This window comes from Hymenobacter sp. HDW8 (assembly GCF_011305775.1).
GTDB lineage: Bacteria > Bacteroidota > Bacteroidia > Cytophagales > Hymenobacteraceae > Hymenobacter > Hymenobacter radiodurans.
In genome coordinates, this window is record NZ_CP049907.1 from 697725 (window position 1) to 721459 (window position 23735).

The window sequence follows — 23735 nt, forward strand, 5'->3', positions numbered from 1 at the left end:
ACGTTCTCGTTGGCAAATAATGAACATGCTTCAGCATAAATTACTGTATGTCAAACTTTTTTCCTTTTACTGTAAGCTTCATAAATGGTGCATTACATGGATCTCCCGAACAGATGCACCAAATTAAGGTAGACTTTTCTGCACCAAACTTCACAGATTATAAAGCCCTGTTTGATCGATATGGAGCACTCAAAGGTGAAATCTCTCTAGTCGATGTAACAGCACTAATAATTAAAGACACTGATAATTAAAGACACTGATCCCACTTTGTTAGATCACATGGATTTCGATGAAGAAAGTTATCAATTGGATATGCATGTAGATAGTGATTCTGCTCTTGAGAAGTTTATATCTTTCGTTTGTCCAGTTTATCGGAACCTAGAATATTTGGAGCAGTATGTGCGACGCGTAATTGCTAGGTAATGGAACATTGAGAGGTCTGGAAAACTTCTTCCCAGCCTTCGGCCACCATTTCTCCGTTTTCGTTGTTACCAACGATCTATCCAATCCCGATTCCTTTGTCTGAACAACATATCCTCACCGACCCTTACGCGCTGGAAAAAGAGCTGCGTAAGGTGCAGGCCCTGCTGAAGCTGGAGCAGCAGGAAGACCTGGAGCAATTCAAAATCAAGAGTGCCAAAACCACCATCGCTGAGCGCCAGCACCGTGGCCTCACGTGGTATCCGGTTAAGATTATCAAGGAAGAAATTGGCTTTGGCGGCAAGCTGGTGCTTGAGCTAGAGCGTCCGGCCAGCCAGAACAGTCTGCACTTATTTCAAGTGGGTCGCAACGCCGCCCTCTTTGGCAATATTCCCAACCGCGCCGGCTCCGACCGCCCCACGCTTAACGGCGTGATTACGGCCGTGCGGCGCAACAAAATCCTGCTCGCTACTAATAAGGAAGACCTCCCCGACTGGGTCGATGAAGGCAAGCTGGGCGTGGATCTGACCTTCGACGAGGTCAGCTACCGCGAAATGGACTACGCCTTGGGCAAAGTCATGGGCGCCTACGAAAACCGCCTGGCGGAGCTGCGCGACGTGCTGCTGGGGGGCAAATTGGCGCGCTTCAAGCCTGATGCAGAGGCTAATTTGTACTACCCAAGTCCATTGAACGAGTCGCAGCTGGCCGCCGTGCGCCACGTGCTGGCGGCGCAGGATGTGGCCATTATTCATGGTCCTCCCGGCACGGGCAAAACCACCACGCTGGTGCAGGCCATCATCGAAACCATCCGGCGCGAGCGGCGGGTGCTGGTGTGCGCGCCTTCCAACACGGCCGTAGACTTGCTCACCGAAAAGCTGGCCGAGCGCGGCGTGAACGTCATTCGCATGGGCAACCCCTCGCGCGTGTCCGACTTGCTGCTGGAGCACACGCTCGACGCTCAGATTATGAGTCACAAGAGCTATTCGGAGCTGAAATCCATGCGGCAAACGGCCGAGCAGTACCGCGAGATGGCCGGCAAATTCAAGCGTCATTTCGGCTGGGAAGAGCGTGAGCAGCGCCGCATGCTAAAAGAGCAGGCTCACCAGTTGTTGCAGGAGTCAGATCAACTGGAACGATACATCACCGAGGATTTGCTGGAAAAAGTGCAGGTGATTACTTGTACGCTGGTGGGCGCTGGCAACCGCGCCATCCGTCACCTCACTTACGAAACGGTCTTTATTGACGAAGCCGCCCAGGCCCTGGAGCCCGGCTGCTGGATTCCGATTACCCGCGCCAACCGCGTGGTGCTGGCCGGCGACCACTGCCAATTGCCCCCCACGGTAAAAAGCGAGCAAGCCGCCCGCGACGGGTTACGCGAAACGCTGTTTGAGAAGTGCATTCAGCGCCAACCCGACGTAGCTCGCATGCTGGAAGTGCAATACCGTATGCACGAGCAGATTATGGCCTTCAGCTCAGCCCAGTTCTACGACAACAAGCTCATCGCCCACCCCACCGTCCGCCACGCCGACCTGCCCGACTACGACCTTCGCTTCGCCCCCGACCTGGCCGTGGAGTTCCTGGATACCGCCGGCTTTGGCTTTCAGGAAATGGGCATCGCCGAAAGCCGCTCCGTGGCCAACCCCGAAGAGGCCGACCTGCTCCTGCGTCGCCTCACCGAGCTACTGGCCGCCTACGTGCCCGAAGATCATCTGGAAGACTTGCTAACAGTGGGCGTCATTGCCCCCTACCGCTCTCAGATCAACTACCTGAAGGACAAAGTAGAGGAAACGCCGGAGCTAGCCGAAATGACTACTCACCGCCTGCTCACCGTGGGCACTGTGGATGCTTTCCAAGGTCAGGAGCGCGATATTATCTGCGTATCGATGACGCGCTCCAACTCGGCCGGCGACATTGGCTTTCTCTCCGATATCCGCCGCATGAACGTCGGCATGACCCGCGCGCGCCGCAAGCTCCTCATCGTCGGCGACTCCAGTACGTTGGGCCGCCACCCGTTCTACCGGGACTTTCTGGATTATGTGGAAAGCATTGGCGCGTATCGGACGGCTTGGGAAATGCAGTAGGGGCCTCACCCCCCGGCCCCCTCTCCCAAAAAGAGGGGGAGCCTGACGCTAGGTGTTCTTCGTCGCACTTTCGGCGCTCGCCTCAGGCACGACTACCGAACCTTATTTATAAAAAAGCCCCCAGAAATAGTTCTGGGGGCTTTTTTACTTTGACACTGTGAATGTCAAGCTGGTAGCGGTTGCGGAGGCGTGAGCCGACGCAGCCGCGTAGGCCGGACGTCAGGCTCCCCCTCTTTTTGGGAGAGGGGGCCGGGGGGTGAGGCCTCGTCGAACGGCCGGAATGGGCCCTTACTGCAAATCAATAACCGACATAGTATGCGGTGCGTCGGACTTCTTATTCACAAAGTTCTTCTCCGGCTTATCGAAGTTGGTAACGTATAGGCGCTTGCCATTGAGTAGCACTTCCGCGGGCTGATCAAGGAGGCCGTTAGCGCCGTTGGTATCGCCGTTTTTGGCCAAAGTTGTTACGGAGTTGTTCTTCAGATTAATGACCTGAATGGCGTTGTCGCGGGAGTTGCAGACGTACACTTTATCCGTAGCGCGGTCAATGACTAGGCCATCGACGCAGGTAATTTTGTCGCCGGTAAGCTTCAGGGCCTCCTTCTTGGCCAACGTGCCGTTAGGCTTCATGGTTAATTTATAGAAAGTGCCATCGCCGAAGGAGCCGGTGTAGAAGTCGCCGCGGCTGTCGTAGTCGAGGCCGTCGGCGCCGTTGTCCACATTGGTTTCGTTGACTTGGGTAGTGAAGGTGGCCAGCACGTGCGGGTCCATGGTTTTGGGTTTCAGGTGCACCACGTCTTTGTTTAGCTCATCCAGCGTAAAGACCAGCACGGCGCTGCCTTTATCGTTGTTGGGCATATCCCACTGGCTGTCGGTCACATAAATCTTATTTTCTTTCCAGACCACCGCATTGGCCAGGGCGAAGTTGTCGACCACCGTTTCCACGGTGCCGGGCTTCCCATTTTCTACCCGCACCCGCATCAGCCGCGATTTGAAGTTCTTGTCGTTTTCGTACTGGTTTTCGGCGTAATACAGGTGGCCATCGGGTCCGAAGGCGAGGTCCATGGGCGCTGCCTTCCTGGTAGTTGGCTCGGGGGGCAAAGTTGTCAAGTAAGGCTGGATACTGGTGTCGGTCATTTCCATCAGCACGGCCGGGTACGAGTTATTGGCCAAGTTGGGTACCGAGAGGATAATGGTACCATTCGGCGCCAACGCCATCCCATCGGGAGTGTTGTGGGCCTCGTCGAGGGTGTGCAGCAGCTTAGGGCGACCAATCTGCGCTATCGTATCCGGAGCAGCGGCGGCCGTGTCTGCCGTCTCCGTCTTGGTGGTGTTTGTTTGGCAGTTGGCCAGCAGTCCTCCACTAGCAAGTAATAAGGTAATGAGGTTGGTTTTCATAGCAGTTGTAGGAGCAGGTGATTGGTTTCTGGTAATTCTATGATTTAGGTTAACGGCCTGCCATCAAACTCGTTTGTGTGGGGGGCAAATTTTTACTTCCCCAAAACCTCTCCGCCTAGGTTGCAGTATCACAGAAGGTAGCGCTGGCATTCGATACCATTTCCGTAACTAGCCGCTCGAAACCCATTTCCAACCCACATTCCAGGACTTTGCAGTCCCCCTGCAGTATGGCTCAAATCAGCGAAAACAAAGTCGTTACCATCACCTACGATCTAAGCGTGACGGACGAAAACAACGAAAAAGTATTAGTCGAATCTGCCGAGGCGGACAGCCCTATGGTGTTTCTGTTTGGCCACAGCGGCCTGCCCGAGGAGTTTGAAAATCAGCTCGATGGCAAACAGGCCGGCGACTCGTTCAACTTCTCCCTCACCCCCGACCAGGCCTACGGCGACTACGACCAGCAAGCCGTGGTAGCCATTCCCAAGCAAGTATTCGAAATCGATGGTCAGATAGATGAGGAGATGCTCCAGGAAGGCAACTTCCTGCCCATGTCCGACAACGAAGGCCACCAGATGCAAGGTAAAATCGTGTCTATTGGCGACACGGAAGTACAAATGGACTTCAACCACCCCCTGGCCGGCATGGTCATGCACTTCGACGGCCAAGTAGCCGCCGTCCGCGACGCAACACAGGAAGAGCTAGCCCACGGCCACGTGCACGGCGAGGGCGGACATCATCATTAATAGAATTGCTTTTTGGTTTGAATAAAAAATGGGGCCGCGCAGCCCCATTTTTTATGATATTATTCTACTTAAGTTATTTGATTGCTTAAGTTGCCAGTAGATTATAGATTGGTGGATAATGATAGCAATTGAGGTGTTTGCGATATTTCTATTTGCGCTAATTTTCGGCGAACTAACATTTGGGTGGAGCAGAGACCCTAAAAATAAATTTTATAGAAAACTTTTCAACACGAATATCTATATACTGATACTGTCAAGCAGTTTTTTATTATGCCTAATTCCAATCTATAATGTATTGAAGGAGCAAAGAATCATTTATAGTATCTTCTTTATGCCGTGCATTTATTTAATTCTATTTAAAGTTGTAGACATTATATCGATTCATGTAAATGATAGGCATATAATTATCGCTACTCGCTGGGATAAAATACCTAAAGAAAGAAACTGGAAGGACGTCGTTTTAACTCTCTTCGCATTTCTAGGTTCTTTTGCTTTGACCGTATTAATTAAAAATAATCTTTAAAAATACAATATTGCTAGCGCGAGTTTAGCGACTCGCAACTCGTGCTTAATCATATGTGCAGGTTGTACCTCCACTGCCGCAAAGCGGCAAGTCGGGACCAAAATAAATCGTCTCTATCGAGACCGTTTTGTTCTAATGGAGGAGGCGCAGCCTCCCAAAATGATAGACACGAGCTACAAGCTCGCGCCAGTTCCGAAACTACTTCCCCGATTCGGTACTGATGAAGAGTTGAGTTGCCTCTCTCAACTCCGGCCAGAATTCCCGGAAATTCGCTTCATACGCCGTTAGCTCCGCCAGAAACGCGGCGGCTCCAGTGGCTAGAATTCCGACGTTGGGTATGCAAGCCGGGCTTGGTGACAGCGTCAGCGCGTCGTTAATTCTCCCGCTGCATTCTGCCCCCTCAGTATCGACAACTAGTCAGGTGAGCTAAGGGCAGCGTAAGTGCCCTTGGCGATTAGGGCCGACGCCCGGCAATAGAATTTTCGAGCGACGGGGCCTTACGGGGCCGCCGGATACCAGTCGCGCAGCCGCACGTCAATTTTGGGGTTGGCTGCGTTGACTGCTTGCTTAAAGCCCTTTACGTCGCTCAGGCCGTTCTCTCCCCGGTAATGGTAGGGATACACGACGCCCGGACGGAAGGCCAACACGGCCTGCGCAGCTTGGGTTATATCCATGGTGTAGGGCAGGTTCATGCACACAAAAGCCACGTCGATGCCCTGCAGGGCACGCATCTCGGCAATGTCTTCTGTGTCGCCGGACAAGTAGACGTTTTTGCCCCCCAACGTCAGCACGTAGCCATTACCCCGGCCTTTAGGGTGACGCGAGTCCGCCGCTTCGGGCAGGTTATACATAGCCAATGCTGATACCCTCAGGCCTAGTGTATCGAGCCGCTGGCCGTTGCGCAAAATGCGCACCTGTGCCTTGTACCCCGCCGGCAACCGCTCAGCAACCGCCGGGGGAACGATCAGCAGAGCTTTCCCCACTGAGAGGCCTGCTAGCGTCTTCGGGTCTAGGTGGTCTCCATGGATATCTGTGATAAGGATCACATCGGGCGGGGCCAGGCCGGCATAGGTTGCCGCGCCCCCATAGGGATCCACGTACACCGTTTTCTTGTTCCAGGTAAAGACTACGCTGCCGTGGGTGATGGGCTGCACCGTAAGAGGACCTTTGCTGGTGGCAATTTGGTCGGCGGGTACGCGCGGCGCGGCAGCGGGGGAAGTGGGTTGGGCCGGCGCGGGCAGCGCTAACGCTACCAGCGCGCTCGTGAGTAGAAGAGATTTCATTCGTTACCTGTAAGTTGAGTAGGGTGAAATTAGCGGCTTTTTCCAGTAAGAGGATTACCTCAAAGTAGTCGCTAGGAAACGCTGTAATCATAACCGGGACGCGCACCGCAAGTTCAAATTCGCAATTCTCCTCAGCGTAGGGGGGTAATTTCCTTCTCCCTCGACTTGCGCCTAACTTTCTTTTCGCTAAGGCAGACTTCCATGCCCGAAAACGTGGTTCCCGTTCGGCTATAGCCCGGCGGCCACTAGCGTTGTCAAGCGATAACTACTACTTCATTGTTCAGTTCCTTTCCCGACCAGGTGCTCGTCGTGCGCCTTACGGCCAGCAAACCGAACTTACGGAGCTTTATACTGCGCGCCCCTAGGCTTAGAATTCTACTGGGCTTGGGGGCGCGCAGGTCGTCGTCCTCATCGGGGTAATACACCCGGGCGCCCCCTTGATTGTCTTTGTCTGGCTCGGACTTGTCCTCGTTTCCGGGCTGATCATCTAGCTCTTCCTCATACTAATATGGAATTAAGGGTACAATATGCCTCCATAAATCTTATTTATATAGCGTATTTTCTTATTTATATACCTTATTCTTATATCTTCCCTCCAAGAACCTAACCTGAATTGTATGATGAGAAAACTACTCTCCGTCTTTGTGTTCTTCGGCCTCTGCCAAATGGCCCTCGCCCAGGACAAAGAAATTTCAGGTACCGTTGTTTCCAAGGAAGACAACTCCCCTATGCCGGGCGTCACGCTGGTGCTCGAAGGCACCACCCGAGGTACTCAAACGGACGTGGGGGGCAAATTTAGCTTACAGGCCCCCGAGGGTGCCACGCTGGTTGTTTCCTTCATTGGCTTCCTGACGCAGAAAATACCCGTCACGAAGCAAAGCGTGTACAACATCTCCATTGCCCAGGACTCGAAGCTGCTCAACGAAGTAGTAGTTACTTCCTTCGGCATTGAACGGGACAAGAAATCGCTGGGGTACGGGGTAAGTGGGGTCAGCGCCGAGCAGATCACCAAAGCCCCCGTAGCCGATGTAACCAATGCGCTGGCGGGCAAAGTGGCCGGGGTGCAGATCTCCGGTACCGGGGGGGGCTCGCCAGCTCCAACATCACCATCCGGGGATTTTCCAGTATCACGGGCAGCAATCAGCCCTTGTTCGTGATCGATGGCGTGCCCATTGACAACAGCGGGGGCGCCAACAGTGTGAACTCCGGGGTAGCCACCTCCAACCGGGCGGCAGATATCAATCCGGACGATATCGAAAGCATCAGCGTGCTGAAAGGCGCTGCGGCCACCGTACTCTACGGGTCGCGGGCGGCGTCCGGCGTTATCCTCATCACCACTAAAAAAGGCAAAGCGGGGACTAAAAACCTGATTACCTTCTCCTCCAACTACGGTGCTGGGCGAATAAACCGGTTTCCTGACTTTCAGAATGAGTACGCACAGGGCAACAATGGCACGTACGCCAACAATGTCCCCGGCTCGTGGGGGCCGCGCATCACCGGGCAGACCGTCACCAACTGGTTTGGGGAGGAAGAGGTGCTGCAAGCCTATCCGGATAATGTGCGCGACATTCTGCAGACCTCGACCTTTCTCCAGAATAACCTGAGCTTCTCCGGAGCGAACGATAAAAGCAACTACCGCATCTCCTACGGCAACACCTATGAAACGGGACTGGTACCGGGCAATGAGCTGAAGCGTAACTCTTTCAACATCAATCTGGGCACGAGCTTAACGGACAAGCTGACCGTCAACACCTCCATCAACTACATTAACAACCGCTCGGAGCGCACCCAGGCCGGCAACCAAGGCTCCAATCCGCTCTGGCGAGGAATCTATACGCCCCGAAGCTATAACCTGTCGGGGGTGCCTTACCAAGATGAGCTGGGTAACCAACGCTGGTTTGCCGCCGAGGACCAGCCCTACTGGGCCATCGAGCACGTGACCTACTCGGACGAGACGAACCGGGTGTTTGGTAACCTAAACCTCGCCTATGACTTTACCGACTGGCTGCGGGCCGACTTCCGCATTGGGGGTGACGTGTTTTCTACGCGCAGCAAAGGCTTTGACGACAAAGGTATCCGCAGCAACGGCAACACCAACTCGGCCGGCGCCGGCGGCTTACGGGACGCCGAGCTCTTTTCCCGCGACATAAACTCCTACCTCACGGTAACGGGCAACCGCAACCTCGGAACCGACTTCCGCCTCACGGCCACCTTGGGCAACGAGGTAATCTCCAACTACAGCAGTACGATAAACGCCGTTGGCCTGGGTATCGTGGTGCCGGGATTTGATAACCTGAAGAACTTCCTCTCTTACAACCCTTCCGGCAGCATCACGGAGCGCCGGCTAATGGGATTCTTCGGCGACTTTATTCTGGATTACAAAAACTTCCTCACCCTGAACATCAAGGGCCGAAACGACTTTTCCTCGACCCTGACCAAGGATAACCGATCCATCTTCTATCCGGCGGTAGCGGTGAGCTTTGTGCCGACCGATGCTTTTCCCCAGTTGAAAGGAAATATCCTCTCTTCGGCGAAGATTCGGGCCAACGTGGGAGAAGTAGGCAAGGGAGCCGCCGTGTACAGCACCAGCACTTACTGGGGCCAGGCGAGTGCTGCCGATGGCTGGGGCTCCACCACGGTAAACTTTCCCTTTAATGGCTTAGCGGGCTTCACCTACAACAACTCCGCCGGCAATCCCAACCTCAAGCCCGAGTTTACGCGGGAGATAGAGCTGGGCACCGAACTCAGCTTCTTCCAGAACCGCCTCTACCTCGACGCCTCGGTCTATAAGCGAGATACCCGCAACCTGATCTTCGCAGTGCCGGTGCCGGCGACCTCGGGCTTTACTAGCTCCATCACCAATGCTGGCAAGCTCTCGACCAAGGGGCTGGAGGTGCTGCTGTCGGGCAGCCCTATTAAAACCGCAAATTTCCGTTGGGAGTCCATTCTCAACTTCACCACCTTCCGCACCGTGGTCGAGGAGCTGGCCCCGGGCGTCGAAAGACTGACCATTGGGGGCTTTACTTCCCCAAACACCCAGGCCGTGGCCGGCCAGCAGTACGGCCTGATCTACTCGACCGACTACCTCAAGGACGAGCAGGGCAGGCTCCGGATTGGGGCCAACGGGCTGCCGCTGACGGCGCCCGGCGTATCGGCCATTGGTAACCCTAATCCGCGGTTTACTATGGGCCTTACCAATACTTTCACCTACAAAGGCTTGAGCCTGTCCTTCCTGCTAGACTGGAAGTACAAAGGGGATATTCTCTCCCGCACAGTGGGTGATTTAAGAATTCAGGGAGTAGCGGCTGAAACGGCTGAGTTTGCACGTTTTAACGCCGATGGTACCCCAAACAAACCGTACCTGTTCGAAGGGGTTTTGGCTGATGGCCGACCTAACGATGTGTATGTAACAGCCCAGGACTATTGGGGCTTGCGTGGCAAGTATGTCGCTTGGGCCGGCTACGTCCACGATGCCTCATTTGTGAAGCTGCGCGAGGCGAACCTGAGCTATAGCCTGCCCCAGCCGCTGCTGGCCAAAGTAGGCTTTATCGATGCGCTCCAGGTTTCGCTGTACGGCCGCAACCTGTTCGTGCACGCACCGAACTACCCGCACCTTGATCCGGAGCAGAACCTGCAAGGGGTGAGCAACTCCCGCGGGCTGGAGTTTGGTATTCAGCCTGTAGCCCGGACAGTCGGGGCCAGCTTACGGGCTACCTTCTAACTTTTCCTTTCCTGCAGTTACCGCACCCTCATGAAATACCCTAAACTCCTATCCATCGCGCTGGTGTCGGCCGGGTTGATTTTCCCCTCGTGTGACAGCTTTTTCGATGTAAACGATGACCCGAACAACATCACCGTAGCCCGCGCTACCGAGATTCTGCCGGCCGCCACTACCAATCTTGGCTTCATGGGGGTAAGCGATCTGATGCGCTACAGCAACCTGATCATGCAGCAGTTTTCTGCGCAAGGGCCGGTATTAAATAACACCTTTACCAACTACGAGCGCTACTCCATCAGCGACTCGGACGTCAACAATACGTGGAACTCTATTTTTGCGGGTATTCTCGCCGATCTGGAGCAGCTGATTAAAGTATCCACGGAGAATGGCAGCCCCCATTACACCGGGGTGGCTAAAATCCTGAAGGCCTATACCTACCAAGTAACTGTGGATGCATGGGGCGATGTGCCGTACACCGAAGGGCTTAAATTCGGGGAGGTTCAATACCCAAAGTACGATGATGACGCCGTCATTTACCCCCAGCTGATTGCCCTGCTGGACGAAGGCATCGCGGATCTGAATGCGCCTACCTCGCTGCTGGAGCCCAACAGCTTTACCACCATTTATGCCGCTCCAACCTGGGCGGCATCCAAAGTAAAATGGGAACGGCTGGCCAATACGCTGAAGCTGCGGATGTTTTTGCACTACAGTGAGTCGGATCCGGCCTTTGCGTCCCAGCAGATAAGGGCCCTGATCAGCAGTGGCGCGGAGTTCATGAAGGCCAACGACGACAACTTCCAGATGATGTTCCTGAACCAGGCGCAGCGGCAAAACCCGCTAGCCAGCATCGAAGGGGGGCAATTTAGGGATCAGTTTTTTCCCAACCGCTTTCTGGTGGATTTGATGAACAGCAAGGAAGACCCCCGGCGGACGGCCTACTTTATTCCCTTCCCGTTCAACTCCACCTCGTATAAGGGCTCGTCCATTCTGGACCCCACGCCGTCGGCGCTGTATTCACGGCTGCATAGCTATCTCAAGGGCACCGCCTCGGCCGTAAACCCCGCGGGCGTGCTCGCGAACGGCAGCATACAGGGCACGGCCATCACCTACGGCGGCGACGCACCCTCCCGGCTGCTGCTGTACTCCGAGTATAACTTTATCCGCGCCGAAGCTGCGTTACGATTCGGGGCCCCCGGCGATGCCGAAACCTTCTTCCGCGAAGGTATCCGGGCCTCCCTGAGTAACGCCAATGCCACCCCAGCCGCCATTACCACTTATCTGGCAGCGCATGGTACCCTAACCGGCACGGCGGCGGCCAAGCTCGAACAGATCATCAACCAGAAATACATCGCTAATTTCGGCGTGGTGATGGAAAACTGGACGGACTGGCGCAGAACCGGTTACCCCAACATCAAGCCCATCCCGACTCCCATTGCCGTGTGGAATGGTGTGCCACGGTCGCTGTTCTACCCCTTCAACGAAATAAGCAGCAACCCCAATATCAAGCAGAAAGCGACCTTGCTGGAAAGAGTATTCTGGGACACGCGGCCTTAGCATTACATCCGCCCTCTCCGGAGAGGAACCTCTTATTTAAATCTAAATTCAAGATTACTATGTAGCTGTTCGCGAGTTACGCTGCGCTAAACTATTACAAAACTCATCGTAATAATCTTGCCTTACGGCGGCGGCGCAGCCTCTCGGCATTATAGACACGAGCTACAAGCTTGTGCCAGTTTGGGAGTTCCCATCATATTTCGGTGCTCCGCAAGGATTGAGAAGCAGCCCGCAGTTCCGGCCAGAACTTCCGGAAATCGGCTTCATACGCAGGCAGCTCCGCCAGAAATGCGGCAGCTCCAGTAGCGAGGATTTCGGCGCTGGGTACCCGGCGGCTCAGGCCAAGTAGGGCCCGCTCTAACCCTTGAGGACGGGCGTAGCCGGTGAGCCAGTCGTCGCGGCGCATGTAGTGAAGCAGATGCTGGAGGCGCTCGGGCAGCTCTTTGCGGCGGTCGTGCAGCAGAGCGTAGTGACGCTGCGCGAAGGCGGGCAGTGGCTCCTTGGGGTCGTCGAGGTGATAGTGAGCGAAGTCGCGGGCCAGCAGGTGGTCGAAGCCCATATCGGAAACGACCCCCGCCCACTTGCCTAAGCCAGCTTCGCGCAGACGGGCGGTGGTGCGACGCACGAGTGGGTGCGCATCGGTAAAGGAGTCGATGAAGCGGTGCAGGCGGATGCCGCGCTGCACGGCGGGCGGATAAGCCAGCACGCCGGCCTGTCCGCGCACAGCTTCGGCGGCGAAGTTACCAACTACAATATCGGCGTAATCGGGGGCGGCAGGCGAGCCGGACAGCAGTAAGTGGGCGAGAAAGTTCACAGGGGGCTAAAGTACGCCATGAACAGGGAAAAGCTCGACCGCTCTGAACCTTCGAGAGCACCGGCCGTATTTCTAAGCACTGATCTACGTACCACCAAAACCCTAGAAATCATGGCCGAGCAAGTAGCCGTAAGTAACGACGTAACAAAGCTGATTGAGCGTATTAAAGACATCAAAATAGCAATGATGACCACAGCCGAGCCCAACGGCACGCTGCACAGTCGTCCGATGTACACCCAAGAACCGGAAGATAATGGCACGCTGTGGTTTTTCACGGAGCGCGACTCTGCCAAAATTGACGAAGTGCAGAAAGATCGACACATCAATTTGGGATACTCTAAGCCCGATGATAATCTGTACGTGTCTATTTCGGGCACGGCCAGCGTGGTAAACGACCGTCAGAAAATCAAAGACTTATGGAGCGAAGGCTTGCGCGCCTGGTTTCCTAAAGGCTCCGATGACCCGAATATTTCCTTGCTGAAAGTGGACATTGAGCGCGGCGAGTATTGGGATCAGCCCAGCAATGTGCTGGTGCGTGCTTTTGGCTACGTGAAGGCCGTAACCACCGGCGAGCGCTACCAGCCCACCGGCGACGAGCATGCCAAAGTAAACCCCTAAAGCTACTTTTCTGAGCTATAAGAAGAGGGTCGGAAGCAATTCCGGCCCTTTTTTGTTGGTTACTAGTTTTACGGCTACATACTTTCTTTGACCGTCATGCAGAGCGCAGCGAAGCATCTCGCGTGCTGATGTCTGATTAGTAATCCAGCTAAACACGCAAGATGCTTCGCTGCGCTCTGCATGACCGCCTATAGTAATGTTGTAATACCTTTTTACTTTCGATTCTGAACACTGATTCCTTGGCTCCTACCCCGCTCACTACTATTTCGTTATTCGGTTTATTGCCTGGGCAGGCTCGCTGGGGATTAGCCCAGATGGGCACTTCGCAGGGGCCGCTACGCAAGGTGGCAGGACTGCGGTTTTTTAAGCTCTTAGGCAGTGGGGCGGACAATGGATTTGGACTGCGGCCGAACCTGCACTTATATGGGATGATGGCGGTGTGGGACTCAGCGGCGGCGGCCGAGGCATTTTTTGCGACGCACCCATTATGGGCAGAGTACCAACGTCGCAGCCGGGAAATCTGGACGGCGCGCCTGGCGCCTATCAAAGCGCATGGGCTTTGGGACGGGTCGAATCCGTTTGACTACGCCGCAGAAATGCCCCCCAGCGACGGTCCGATAGCCGTGCTGACCCGCGCTTCTATTCGCTGGTGGAAAACGCCGCGCTTCTGGAAGTACGTCGCTCCTACCAGTGCTGCCATTGCGGGCGCGCAGGGCGTATTGGCGGCTGTAGGTTTGGGCGAGTTGCCGGTGGTGCGGCAGGCTACATTTAGCGTGTGGGAATCGGCGCAGGCCATGCAGCAGTACGCATATCGAGACGAGAAACACAAGGAGGTTATTCGGCTGACGCGGCAGGAGAAATGGTACGGAGAAGAGCTGTTTGCGCGGTTTCGGGTATTGAACAGCGAAGGCACTTGGGGGGGCAAAAATCCGCTTCAATTCTACTTGCCATAATATTGTGACGCGGGATGTACTGATCGGCCGCGTTTGCTTTGCTTACTTTGCGGCCTTATGATGCGACGTTTATTAGTGGCCGCTGGCTTGAGCGGGGGGCTTTTATTGGGCCTGAATCAGCAGGTGTACGCGCAGGGTGAGGCCGATGAACGACCAGTGCGCTTCAATGGCATGGAGTTCCGCTCTCCTGACTCTCTCTTCTTCATCAACTTCCGCTTTCGGATGCAAAACCGCATGGGATTCGTCACCCGTTCGGGCACCGATCTGGGCGTGAGGGAGTACGATGCCCGAGTGCGCCGCTTACGCTTGCGGGCCGATGGCTATGTGCTGCGCGAACGGCTGGGCTATACTCTTCAACTTGCATTCTCGCGCGCCGACCAGGATTTTGAGGCCTCCGGCATTGCCAACATTGTGCGCGACGCGGTCATTTTCTACAACTTCAACCCCAACTTCTACGTGGCCTTTGGGCTCAACAAACTGCCCGGCAACCGGCAGCGCGTCACGTCGTCGGGGCAGTTGCAGTTTGCGGAGCGTTCCATTGTGAATTCGGCCCTGACCATTGACCGCGACTTTGGAGTAAAAGTTTACTTCACTCACCCCATTGGGCCGGTGGCGCTGTACTCGCTGAAAGGCGCTATAACTACTGGCGAAGGGCGCAGTGCCAACGGCTCAAGCCCTGGCTTGGCGTATACCGGCCGCGTGGAATGGCTGCCCTTTGGCGCTTTCCAGGATGGTGGCGACTACTCGGAGGGCGACCTGGCCCGTGAGCCGACACCCAAAGTATCGGTGGCGGCGGGCTACAGCTACAACCGGCAAACCACCCGCACCGGCGGGCAGCTCGGCCTTGACTTATATAGCCCCGTCGACCTGGGCACCTTCATCAGCGATGCCATGGTCAAGTACCGCGGCTGGGCCTACCTGGGCGAGTATATGCAACGCCACAGCCCCGATCCATTGACCTTTGACTCTACTGACGAGCTACGCTATGCGTATGTGGGCCGGGGCCTCAACCAGCAGCTTTCCTACTATTTCCCTTCGGGCTGGGAGCCGGCTTTGCGCTACTCCTGGCTGCGGCCCGACCGTGTACTCAGGGAGCAAGCTAACCAGCAGGAAGTACTTGAGGTAGGCTTGACCAAATACCTGCGCAAGCACCGGGTAAAAGCCCAACTCAATGCCAGCTACCAGCCCGCCCGCGGCAACTGGGACCTCGATGCCCCCGGCAACCGCTGGGGCGGCGTGTTTCAGTTTGAGCTGGGAATATAAATCGGGACAGTCGTAAAAAAGCCCCCCAGAGCCGGCGAAGCGTGCCTTGTAGCCAACACAGGCTATTTATCAAGGCGCCGCGCGGCTTTTTGCGTAATTTCGCCTGTTCAGAACAGCCTAAACTCCTGCTAATGCCCGCGTATCGTCCCGAGGAAATTGAAAAAAAGTGGCAAGCCCACTGGAAAACGCATAAAACGTTTGAGGTCAGCAACAGCTCCGACAAGCCCAAGTACTATGTGCTCGACATGTTCCCGTACCCCAGCGGCGCGGGCCTGCACGTAGGCCACCCGCTGGGCTATATTGCCTCCGATATTGTGTCGCGCTTTAAGCGGTTGCAGGGCTTCAACGTGCTGCATCCCATGGGCTTCGACTCGTTTGGCTTGCCCGCTGAGCAGTACGCTATCCAAACGGGTCAGCACCCCGAAAAAACGACCCGCGAGAACATTCAGCGCTACATCGAGCAGCTGTCGTCGCTGGGCTTTAGCTATGACTGGAGCCGTGAAATCCGCACCTCCGATTCTAGCTACTACAAGTGGACGCAGTGGATTTTCCTCAAGCTGTTCAACTCCTGGTATAACCTGGAAACCAACCGCGCCGAGAACATCCGCACCTTGCAGGATATTTTTGGCGAGAAAGGTAGCGCCGGCGTGCGCGCCGCCGGCGATGCCGACGAGCGCCACGACTTCACGGCCGGGCAGTGGCAAATGATGACCGAGAAGCAGCGTATCGACGCGGTTCACCCCTATCGTCTGGCGTATCAGTCGGATACGTACGTGAACTGGTGCGCGGCGCTGGGCACGGTGCTGAGCAATGATGAGGTGAAAGATGGCCTTTCGGAGCGCGGCGGCTACCCCGTCGAGCGCCGCCTCATGCCCCAGTGGAACCTGCGCATCACCGCTTACGCCGACCGCCTGCTTCAGGGCCTCGACACCATCGACTGGCCCGAGCCGGTGAAGGAAATGCAGCGCAACTGGATTGGCCGCTCAGTGGGCGCCGAGGTTACGTTTCCGCTCCAAAATGCCCCCCAGCAAGGCATCAAGGTGTACACCACCCGCGTTGACACGATTTATGGCGCCACCTTTATGGTGCTGGCGCCCGAGCACGAGCTGGCCGCCCAGCTCACGACGCTCGAGCAAAAAGAAGCCGTGGAAGCCTACGTGCTGGCCAGCAAGCGCCGCTCGGAGCGCGACCGAATGGCCGACACCAAGACCGTGTCGGGTGTATTTACCGGCAGCTACGCCATCAATCCAGTGAGTGGCGAACCCGTGCCCGTATGGTTGGCCGATTACGTGCTGGCCGGCTACGGCACCGGCGCCGTGATGGCCGTGCCCAGCGGTGACCAGCGCGACTACCTCTTCGCCAAGCACTTCGACCTGCCCATCATCGCCGTCACCGACGCCCAGCAGAACCTTGATCAGCAAGCCGACTCCACCAAGGAAGGCCGCTACATCAACTCTGAGCTTATCAACGGCCTCACCTACAAAGAGGCTACCGACAAGCTTATTGCTTGGCTCGAAGAACATAATCTGGGTAAAGGCAAAGTAAACTTCCGCCTGCGCGACGCCATTTTTGGCCGTCAGCGCTACTGGGGCGAGCCGTTGCCGATCTATTACAAGGAAGGCTTGGCCTATGGTGTTGCCGAAGCCGATCTGCCCATTGTGCTGCCCGAAATCGATGAGTATAAGCCCACCGAAACCGGCGAGCCGCCCCTGGGCCGTGCGCAGGATTGGAAGTATCGTGGCAAGTTCGACTTCGAGCTAAGCACCATGCCTGGTTGGGCTGGCTCTAGCTGGTACTACCTGCGCTACATGGACCCGCACAACGACGAGCGGTTTGTGAGCGAGGAGGCCGAGCAGTACTGGCAAACCGTGGACCTCTACATGGGCGGGGCCGAGCACGCCACCGGCCACTTGTTGTACTCCCGCTTCTGGTATCTGTTTCTAAAGGATCTGGGCCTCGTCAGCGGCAACGAGCCTTTCCAGAAACTGATTAATCAGGGGATGATTTTGGGGCGGTCGAATTTTGTGTACCGCATCAATGGCACCAATAAATTCGTCTCGCTTGGCAAAAAAGATCAGTACGAAACCACTGCTTTGCACGTGGATATTAGCATTGTGGAGAATGATTTCATGAACATGGAAGCATTCCGTCGGTGGCGTCCTGACTTCGCTGATGCAGAATTTATCACCGAAGATGATGGACGCTACCTCTGCGGTTGGGAAGTTGAGAAGATGTCGAAAAACCGCTTCAACGTAGCTAATCCCGATGAGTTAATTAGTCGTTACGGCGCCGATACTTTGCGCCTCTACGAAATGTTCCTGGGGCCGCTAGAGCAGTTTAAGCCGTGGAATACGAGCGGCATGAGCGGCGTGAGCAGCTTCCTCAAGAAACTCTGGCGTCTCTTCCACCCCGAAGATGGCCAGCTGGCCGTCACCGACGAGGCCGCGACGCCCGCCGAGTTGAAGGCGCTGCACAAAGCCATCAAAAAGGCGCAGGAAGACATTGAGCGGTTCTCGTTCAACACTTCCGTCAGCACCTTTATGATTGCCGTGAACGAGCTAACGGCCTTGAATTGCCACAAACGCGCCATTCTGGAGCCGCTTACGGTGATTATTTCTCCCTACGCGCCGCACTTGGCCGAGGAGCTGTGGGCTGAGCTGGGCCACGAGCCCGGCAGCATTACCAACGCCCAATTCCCGGTGTTCGAGGAGAAATACCTCGAAGAAGCCAGCATCGATTACCCCATTTCCTTCAACGGCAAAATGCGCGGCAAAATGACCTTCGCCGCCGCCGCCGTTGCCGCTGATATTGAGCGGGAAGTATTGGCCTCCGAGATTTTCGAGAAGTTCAGCGAAGGCAAAGCAGCTAAAAAGGTAATCGTGGTGCCCGGCCGGATGGTGAATGTGGTAGTGTAGGCCTCACCCCCGGCCCCCTCTCCCAAAAAGAGGGGGAGCCTGACGCCCGGCCGACGCGGCTGCGTCGGCTCACGCCTCCGCAACCGCTACCAGCTTGACATTCACAGTGGCAGAGTAAAAAAGCCCCCCAGAAGTAGTTCTGGGGGGCTTTTTTATCGATAAGCCTCGGTAGTCGTGCCTGAGGCGAGCGCCGAAGGTGCGACGAAGAACACTTAGCGTCAGGCTCCACCTCTTTTTGGGAGAGGGGGCCGGGGGTGAGGCCTACACTACTGGCACCTGTGCAGGCGCTTTATCCAAGCCGCAACGCTCCATGAAGGGGTTTGTAAATACCCGGCGTGTGGGGGCGTCAAGCAGACGGTGGCGGCTGGCAAGCCACTGGTTTACGGCGGTGTCTCCGTACATTTTGCGGAGACGTGGCTCGGTCAGGTTAAAGTTGATTTTGCCCCAATGCAGCGTGTACGCGATGTTCAGGATTTCCAACCGGGCCCAGATCATCTCCAGAAACCGGCGCGTAATGCGGGCCTCTACGCCGTCGAATTCCAGCACGGCCGTAACCGGGAAGCGCGTGAAACCTAGGGTAGCTTTGGTGCCTTTTACAAACCGCAAGCCCAGTACACCGGGAAAGGGCGTTTGTTGGTTGAGAGCGTGAACTTCGGCCAGCACACGGAGCACGTCGCCGTTGTCGATGCCGATGGCGGCGCTGGCCGCTTTGCCTCGGATGTTGGTGTTGTCGAAGGTCTCGCTCATGGTGCCAGCCGTGCCATTGTTGCGCTCCAAGGCCAGCGGGTACAGCCGATTCACGAGCGTAGGCACCAAGGCCACGCCTGCATTACCCAAATGGTCGAGCACCGTCGAAATCAGGCCCAGCGAACTATCTCCGTAGATAAAGCCCGAAGCCGGGGCCGGCCGCCGCGGATACACCGCCCGATACGGCGCCTTAAACAGCAGTTGCACAAACACGCCCCGGTTCGGGTCAGCGCCCGTGGGGTCGAACTGGTGAGGATTGATGATGATGGTGAGGTGGTAGGGCTGGCGCGTGGGGTCGTTGAGCGGGAGTTGGAGCCACGGTTTTAGGCCCGTTAGGTCGAGGTGGGTCATGAGCCGTTTTACGCCCTCGCGGTAGGGCACGCGCGGCGAGCTGGATTCTTCCAGCAAAAATAAGGGCTCCGTTTCCAGCAGCACCCCATGGATAAAGCCGAAACTACCAAAGCTCACCAAGGCCGCATTAAACAGGTCGTCGTCGCGAAACACGTCCGTGACGCCCAGCCAGTCCGTGAATTTGGGTGCCGCCACCGGGTATGATGCTCGTTCCAGCCACACGTGCCGGTCGGAGCCCGTGACGATGTGCAAGCCTACCACCGTTTCCTGAACGGAGCCGAAGCGAAAAGCCCCCCCGTGCGTCCCCGTCGAGAAAGCACCTGCTATGCTCTGCCCATTGCTGGCCCCCGAGGCTCGCACCGACTTTTGCCGGGACTCCAGTTGCTGTTCCAGACCGATTATGCTCATGCCGCATTCCGTAAAAAACAGGTTGTCGGCCCGGCGCCCCGCAGTTTGATACGCGGGCGCGACCATGCTCGGCTGGAGGGCAAAGGACTGCCGCAACGCCATGGTATCAACCAAACCGCCATCGGTCACAGGCACTTCCGAAAACGACCAGCCCTTGCCAACGGCCCGCATGCGCACGTTGTGCTCTATCCCGTAGCGGATCAGCCACTGAAAGTTGGACGTCGTCTGCTGGTACTGCTGCTGACTGGTGGGCAGGTTGGGAATGCGCAGCTTGAAGCAGGCGCTGGCTTGCAGGCGCTGCGTAAAGTTCTCATGGCGGTTGGTCCACTCCGCCATGGGGAGCGCCTCAATTCCGTTGGGCAGGCTCATGGGCGGGCGGATAAGCTGAGTTTGCTTTCGGGCCTAGTGGTAGGCCCAAGTCCTAGGGTATCGACGGCAGGCGTGTAAGGCGCACAGCACCAGGTTACACGCTGCTTCGTTACTACGCCTACCGTGACGAGGGACAGCAGAAAGTAGCCGAAATTGGTGTTTACCGTAACGCTGTTCAGATGATTGGAGCGCGAATCGCAGGGCGGTTTGATATCGGCCGGCTGCCGTAGCCCCCAGAAATAGGAGGTAACTACTTTGGTACTATTTGGGTCATTTACGACGGTGTCACAATCGTATATGGTGGCAACGCGGGTCGTCATGCACCCTGATAGGCCCCCGCTCACTATTCCCAATACCACTATAGCAGGTAAATATCGACTCATAGCAGGCTCGAATAGTATGTATATTCATAATTTATATATAAAATATTCTAAACACAAGCATTCAAAATAAAAGAAGCCGTGTCGCCCAAACCTAAAGTGGTTCAAGCAGCACGGCTAGCTGATGCAGCAGCTTTACACAGAAGCTCTAACAGTCCTTAGCGAGTTCTTCGCGTACTCCGCGTGGCAACGACGCTCGTACTAAATCGTACGAATGATCAGTCCATTCGCGAAGCTGAGCGTTAGAAACACCGCTGCCAATAACCACGGTGTTCCAGTGTTTCTTATTCATATGGTACCCCGGCAGCACATAGTCGAACTCCTCGCGGAGCTGCACGGCACGCTCAGGGTCACACTTCAGATTAACGCTGCCGTACTGGCTGATGCTAGTGAGGGCGAAAATTTTGCCCCCCACTTTAAATACCAGCGTATCGTCGCCGAAGGGAGTTTCCTCCGTTACGCCGGGCTTCAAGAGGCAGTAGTCGCGATAATCTTCGATATTCATTTTGAGACTAAAGCACGTAGCGGAACAGCATCACCAGCAAGCAGACCAAGAACATGGCCATGGATAGCTTATTGATAAAATGCATGGTACGCAGGTTGAAATTGGTATGCCGGTTCGGGTCATTCTTGCGGAAGAAATAACCGAGGGCAGGACCGAAATTAAACAGGTTGCGACCTTTCATTACAGTGGTTTTTGGTTCGCTATCATAACACCTGACTGGCAAGAATGATTTGCTGCAAGTTAAAATAAATACACAAATTGATTGCTCCTTGCAGGGGTCCAAAACTGGCCTAAAGGCGCTCAAACGCGTATTTTTACACCCATAACGCGCATTATAAACAATTACTTTTATTATAATTAATCAAATAATATTTTGACTTATATTGTTATTTGTTTAAATTGACTAAGTAGATGGCATCTACTCAGTCAATCTGGATACGTCCGAACAAGAACCCTTCGGACTTGCAGCCCCGCGCCAACGGCTTTGAGCTATTCTATGCGCATATAAGGCAATAGAAGCCGTTCCCTCGCTTGTCTCACTTAGAAACTAGGATATCCACTCGGTGGACAATCCGAGCCTGAGTCTCCTGCGATTCCCCCACCGGCCTTCTCCCACCAAACCAATTTCGCTATGAAACTGCCTTTATTAAACAGCCACCTAAAAGTGGCTCAACTGTTCGTGCTTCTTATGTCCGCTATGCTCTTCTACAGCTGCGATGAGCTATATGAGGAAATAGTACGCCGGCCGTCAAAAACCGCCCAAGAGGAAAGTGCTAACGTCGTGTACGATTGGTATGATTTGGCAGGGAAAACCGAACTGCGTAGAACCCCACAACCAGTTACGATCTTAAACAACCGAAACTTTGGGTACATAGGTGTAGGCCTGTACGAAGCCGTTCGGCCGGGTATAAAAGGAGCCGTAAGTTTATCCACCAAACTGTACCAAATGCCCCCTATGCCGACCCCGGAGCCGGGCCGTGAGTATTTGTGGGGCGCAAGTGCCAATGCTGCCTTAGCCAGCTTGTACAAGCAGTTGTTGGTTGGGTTAACCGACGCCGACAGAGCCCGAATTGATTCGTTGGAAAATGCCTACAACAATCGTTACCGCTTAAGCACCGCCGATGCCGTTATCAGTCGTTCGCAAGCGTATGGGCGGGCCGTTGCGAGTGCTATCTACACTTGGTCGACCACCGACAACTTTAATCTGGGGAGTCAGGGCTACATGCTACCCGTTTTCCCAGGTTCCTACGTCCTTACCCCACCGAATTTCCCTGCCCCGCAAGGACCTTTTTTACAGAATTCGAGGCCTTTTCTGGCATACAGCCTAACGGCTACTGCGCCTCCACTACCCGTTGCTTATTCCGAAGATCCAGCCTCTGCCTTTTACAGAGAGGCAAAAGAAGTGTATGATCTGGGAAGAGCGTTGACCCCAGAGCAAAGAGCAACCGTGAACTGGTGGGCTGATGCGGGCGGCGTAGGCGTAGGAGTGCCGGCACCCTACCATGCTCTTTCTATCATAAACGGGCTATTGAAAAGTCATAATGCCAGGCTGGGGCGGGCCGCAGAAGTGTACGCCAAAACGGGTATTGCGATGAAAGATGGGCCAATCAACACTTTCAGAGGCAAATACCAGTATAATCTGCTGCGGCCGATTACGTATATCCACCGGCATATTGATCCGAATTGGCAATCGCTCTTGCCCTCGCCCCCCTACCCCGACTATCCCTCCGGATTGGTTGGGCTGAATGCTCCCATTATGCAGGTTTTAATCAGAGAATTCGGCGACATTCCGGTAACCGATAACGCCTATGCGTGGCGAGGTTTGCCAGCCCGGCAGTATCCTTCTATTTCGGCCCTTAGGGAAGAGGCTGCATTCTCCAGAATTTATGCTGGCATTCACTACCGATTTACGCAGTTGGCTTCCATGCAAATGGGCATAGAACTAGGCAATAGAATTGCTGATCTGAACCTGACGCCCAATTAACAAATCAGAAGCGTACGCTTAGCAGAACAAGGTGTTTGCTCTTCACACAAGGGCAAGCACCTTTTTTTATGGGCGTACAAAAATTGGCTTGGGGGCTTTTTCAGCACGGAAATTCTACAGCGCAGCTTTCTGGTAATTTGTAACGTCCTTGCTGTTGTAATTCAGTTGATAACTCTCCACCCCTATTTCATGAAAAGACTTCTCCTCGCTGCCTGCCTTCTGGGGGGCAATTTTGCTGCCTTCGCCCAAACGAGCGCCGCTGAAACCGCCGCCGTCAAGCAAACCATTAACACGTTCTTCGATGGCATGCGGCGCGGCGACAGCACGATGGTGCGAAGCACGTTGGCGCCGGGCGCCGTGTTTCAGGTCATTGCCAACCGCGAGGGCAAAACGCAGGTGCAGGTGGAGAAAGTGGCGGGTTTTCTGAAAAGCGTGGGCACGCCGCACAAGGAAGTGTACGATGAGCGCATCACCTTCGAGCAAGTGCTTATCGACGCCAACTTAGCCAGCGTCTGGACGCCGTATCAGTTTTATGTGGGCACCACTTTCAGCCACTGCGGCTACAATTCGTTTCAGCTGGTGAAGCTGGCCGAAGGCTGGAAAATCGTGCATATCATCGACACGCGCCGCAAGGAGAAGTGCAAGTAGGCTGGCTTGGGAACTGTCATGCTGAGCTTGCCGAAGCATCTCTACCGCTTCGTTCAGCAT

At 55.3% G+C, this 23735-nt stretch carries 19 protein-coding genes; 12 read left to right on the top strand and 7 right to left on the bottom strand.

The features are described from left to right. Nucleotides 1-47: 47 nt before the first annotated feature. Nucleotides 48-251, top strand: coding sequence for a hypothetical protein (locus G7064_RS02990; protein ID WP_166072396.1), 204 nt, complete (start codon nucleotides 48-50; stop codon nucleotides 249-251). 267 nt (nucleotides 252-518) lie between these two features. Further along, nucleotides 519-2501, top strand: coding sequence for an AAA domain-containing protein (locus G7064_RS02995; protein WP_166072397.1), 1983 nt, complete (start codon nucleotides 519-521; stop codon nucleotides 2499-2501). 288 nt (nucleotides 2502-2789) lie between these two features. Here the strand turns inward: G7064_RS02995 and G7064_RS03000 are convergent, their stop codons facing one another. Further along, on the bottom strand, nucleotides 2790-3899 hold the full coding sequence (locus G7064_RS03000) for a hypothetical protein (protein WP_166072398.1): 1110 nt from the start codon (nucleotides 3897-3899) through the stop codon (nucleotides 2790-2792). Nucleotides 3900-4126: 227 nt separating this feature from the next. Here G7064_RS03000 and G7064_RS03005 point away from each other — a divergent pair, with 227 nt between their 5' ends. Beyond that, the gene (locus G7064_RS03005) at nucleotides 4127-4642 is read left to right on the top strand and encodes a peptidylprolyl isomerase (RefSeq protein WP_133272653.1); all 516 of its coding nucleotides are present in this window, start codon (nucleotides 4127-4129) and stop codon (nucleotides 4640-4642) included. Nucleotides 4643-5662: 1020 nt separating this feature from the next. Here G7064_RS03005 and G7064_RS03010 read toward each other — a convergent pair. Beyond that, on the bottom strand, nucleotides 5663-6448 hold the full coding sequence (locus G7064_RS03010; protein ID WP_166072399.1) for an MBL fold metallo-hydrolase: 786 nt from the start codon (nucleotides 6446-6448) through the stop codon (nucleotides 5663-5665). 617 nt (nucleotides 6449-7065) lie between these two features. Here G7064_RS03010 and G7064_RS22690 point away from each other — a divergent pair. From G7064_RS22690 to G7064_RS03025, 3 genes are read left to right on the top strand one after another with little or no spacing between them, the layout of a single operon-like run. Then, nucleotides 7066-7605, top strand: a complete 540-nt coding sequence (locus G7064_RS22690; protein WP_166072400.1) for a carboxypeptidase-like regulatory domain-containing protein — start codon at nucleotides 7066-7068, stop codon at nucleotides 7603-7605. Further along, nucleotides 7575-10169 (top strand): SusC/RagA family TonB-linked outer membrane protein, encoded by a 2595-nt coding sequence (locus tag G7064_RS03020; protein WP_262888649.1) that lies wholly within the window; start codon nucleotides 7575-7577, stop codon nucleotides 10167-10169. The genes G7064_RS22690 and G7064_RS03020 overlap by 31 nt, the downstream gene beginning before the upstream one ends. Before the next feature lie 30 nt (nucleotides 10170-10199). After that, nucleotides 10200-11720: a SusD/RagB family nutrient-binding outer membrane lipoprotein gene (locus G7064_RS03025; RefSeq protein ID WP_166072402.1), complete on the top strand. Its 1521-nt coding sequence runs from the start codon at nucleotides 10200-10202 to the stop codon at nucleotides 11718-11720. A 193-nt stretch (nucleotides 11721-11913) separates the two neighbouring features. On the opposite strand, the gene G7064_RS03030 is transcribed toward G7064_RS03025, so the two are convergent. Then, entirely contained in the window at nucleotides 11914-12534 is a 621-nt protein-coding gene (locus G7064_RS03030) for an ACP phosphodiesterase (protein ID WP_166072403.1), read from the bottom strand. An 18-nt stretch (nucleotides 12535-12552) separates the two neighbouring features. On the opposite strand from G7064_RS03030, the gene G7064_RS03035 reads away from it, so the two are divergent. From G7064_RS03035 to leuS, 4 genes are all read left to right on the top strand, one after another. After that, nucleotides 12553-13152, top strand: a complete 600-nt coding sequence (locus G7064_RS03035; RefSeq protein ID WP_240935696.1) for a pyridoxamine 5'-phosphate oxidase family protein — start codon at nucleotides 12553-12555, stop codon at nucleotides 13150-13152. A gap of 239 nt (nucleotides 13153-13391) precedes the next feature. Next, the gene (locus tag G7064_RS03040; RefSeq protein WP_240935698.1) at nucleotides 13392-14105 is read left to right on the top strand and encodes a spheroidene monooxygenase; all 714 of its coding nucleotides are present in this window, start codon (nucleotides 13392-13394) and stop codon (nucleotides 14103-14105) included. A 57-nt stretch (nucleotides 14106-14162) separates the two neighbouring features. Continuing rightward, a complete protein-coding gene (locus G7064_RS03045; RefSeq protein WP_205711163.1) occupies nucleotides 14163-15368 on the top strand; it encodes a porin in 1206 nt (401 codons plus the stop codon). Between the two features lie 131 nt (nucleotides 15369-15499). Next, on the top strand, nucleotides 15500-18283 hold the full coding sequence (gene leuS, locus G7064_RS03050; RefSeq protein WP_166072404.1) for a leucine--tRNA ligase: 2784 nt from the start codon (nucleotides 15500-15502) through the stop codon (nucleotides 18281-18283). A 261-nt stretch (nucleotides 18284-18544) separates the two neighbouring features. Here leuS and G7064_RS03055 read toward each other — a convergent pair whose 3' ends face one another. The 4 genes from G7064_RS03055 to G7064_RS03070 all read right to left on the bottom strand — a co-directional run bounded on the left by G7064_RS03055 (nucleotide 18545) and on the right by G7064_RS03070 (nucleotide 21224). Next, nucleotides 18545-20158, bottom strand: a complete 1614-nt coding sequence (locus G7064_RS03055) for an FAD-binding protein (RefSeq protein WP_166072405.1) — start codon at nucleotides 20156-20158, stop codon at nucleotides 18545-18547. Further along, nucleotides 20155-20478 (bottom strand): hypothetical protein, encoded by a 324-nt coding sequence (locus G7064_RS03060; protein ID WP_166072406.1) that lies wholly within the window; start codon nucleotides 20476-20478, stop codon nucleotides 20155-20157. The genes G7064_RS03055 and G7064_RS03060 overlap by 4 nt, the downstream gene beginning before the upstream one ends. Before the next feature lie 208 nt (nucleotides 20479-20686). Next, a complete protein-coding gene (locus G7064_RS03065) occupies nucleotides 20687-21043 on the bottom strand; it encodes an MmcQ/YjbR family DNA-binding protein (protein WP_166072407.1) in 357 nt (118 codons plus the stop codon). Nucleotides 21044-21050: 7 nt separating this feature from the next. After that, nucleotides 21051-21224: a DUF6728 family protein gene (locus G7064_RS03070; RefSeq protein ID WP_165963537.1), complete on the bottom strand. Its 174-nt coding sequence runs from the start codon at nucleotides 21222-21224 to the stop codon at nucleotides 21051-21053. A 450-nt stretch (nucleotides 21225-21674) separates the two neighbouring features. Between G7064_RS03070 and G7064_RS03075 the strand changes: the two genes are divergently transcribed. Continuing rightward, on the top strand, nucleotides 21675-23027 hold the full coding sequence (locus G7064_RS03075; protein WP_166072408.1) for a hypothetical protein: 1353 nt from the start codon (nucleotides 21675-21677) through the stop codon (nucleotides 23025-23027). Between the two features lie 189 nt (nucleotides 23028-23216). After that, nucleotides 23217-23675, top strand: a complete 459-nt coding sequence (locus G7064_RS03080) for a nuclear transport factor 2 family protein (RefSeq protein ID WP_166072409.1) — start codon at nucleotides 23217-23219, stop codon at nucleotides 23673-23675. Nucleotides 23676-23735: the final 60 nt, after the last annotated feature.